The following is a 1,770-nucleotide window of genomic DNA, read 5'->3' on the forward strand; positions in this document are numbered from 1 at the left end:
CGGCGCGAGCCCGGCCGCCCGGATCGCCGCCCTCACCGCGGCCGCCGACCTCACCGCGGCCGCCCTGCGCGACGGCGCGCCCGCCATTCTCGGCGCGGTCTTCTTCGACGGCCGATTCGCCTGCGGCGTCGACCTGTTGATCCGCGACCCCGACACCGGGCGCTACACGCCACACATCGCCGTCGGGTCCGCGTCGGTCGGGCTGCCCGCCACGCTGCGCTTCCGCCCCGCGTCGGATTACGCCGTATCCGTGTCGGACGGCGTCGGTCCCGGGGTGGACGGCGTCGGTCTTGTGTCGGCCGGCGTCGGTCCCGGGTCGGACCACGTCGGACCCGCGTCGGATTACGTCGGACCCGCGTCGGATTACGTCGTGCCCGCATCGGACAACGTCGGGCCCGATCGGCCGGACGCCGATGCGGAGTGGGCGGCGTCAACGACCGACCTCGACGCGACGGAGCCCGCGCCCGTGGTCGTCGGTACGGCGCCGGTTACCCCGGCGTCGGCGGACTTCCGGGCGTTGCGGCGCGAATTGGTCGCGGGCCGTACGCCCTTCGAACGGGCCACCGCCTCGGCGACGGTGGCCGAGGTCGACGAGGCGTGGGAGGCGTTGCGGGCGCGGCTCGCGTTCGCGGCCTGCGCCGCCGTGCTCGCCGAGGCGGGGATCGGGGTCGACCCGTCGGCGTATCTGTGGGGCGCGGCCGGTGCGCAGCGCACCCGTACCGACGAGCTCGCGCGCGTGTATCCCGCCCGCCGGGCGCGGGTGGAGCGCATCGTCGAGGAGAAGCTGACCGAACTGCTACCGGTCCAGTGGGGCGATCCCCGCTATCTCGCGTGCGGACGCTGCGCGACCTGCCGGGTCGCCGCGTCCACCGCCCGGGACCTGTTGCTGGTGGCGGGAATCCGCCCGACCCAGCGCGCCCGGCTCCGCGAGGCGGGCGTCCTCACGATCGACCGCCTCGCCACCACGACCACCCCGATCGCCGGCCTCGCCCCACGCACCGTGACCGCCCTGCGCCGCCAGGCCGAGATCCAGCTCGAGCGCGAGCGCACCGGCGAACCCACCTTCGCCCTGCGCGACGCCGCCGCCCTGGGCGCCCTGCCCGCCCCCGGCCACGGCGATCTCGCGCTGATCGTCGACGTGGACCAGCACGGCGCCGTCACCGCCGTCGAACTGTCCGACGCGATGTCGGTCGTCTACCGCAGCGCGGTGCCCGCCGCCGACCTGTCCGCGGCCGTGGGCGGCCGGAGTGCGGCCGAGACACCATTTTTCGCGTACGGCGCCTCCGCACGCCGCGACGTGGCGGCAGATGATCGCGCGTCGGCCGCCGCCGTGCTCGACGAACTGCTCGACATCATCGGCGAGCACCGGGCGATCGACCCGGAGGTGCGGGTGTACCACTACGGTTCGGCCGTCCGGACCGCGCTGCTGGACTGGGCGGGCCGCGTCGGGACCGGGGCCGACCTGCTCGACGAGTTGCTGGCCGACGGCGCGCTGTTCGATCTCGCGCCCATCGTGCGCACCGCGCTGCTGATCGGCGAGCGGTCCTACGACATCGCGGGGCTGGCCGGGCTGTTCCCGGCCGTGGAGAGCCGGGCGACAACGGTTCTCGCGCTGCGGGACTGGCTGCTGGCCCGGGCCGCCGAGGCCGGGGTGACGGTGCCGGGTACCCGGTTCGCGGTCGCCGAGGCCGACGTACCGCCGTCGCTACGGCCGGGGTCGCTCGAGGCCGCGCTCACCGAGTTCGCCGCGGCCGCCGACGGCGACGCCGC

At 75.8% G+C, this 1,770-nt stretch carries 1 pseudogene; it reads left to right on the plus strand.

Annotation, left to right across the window (positions count from 1 at the left end):
• Positions 1-1,770: pseudogene (locus tag V8688_RS31855) on the plus strand (hypothetical protein); the annotation flags it as partial.

Source organism: Nocardia sp. No.11 (assembly GCF_038752175.1).
GTDB classification, from domain to species: domain Bacteria; phylum Actinomycetota; class Actinomycetes; order Mycobacteriales; family Mycobacteriaceae; genus Nocardia; species Nocardia canadensis.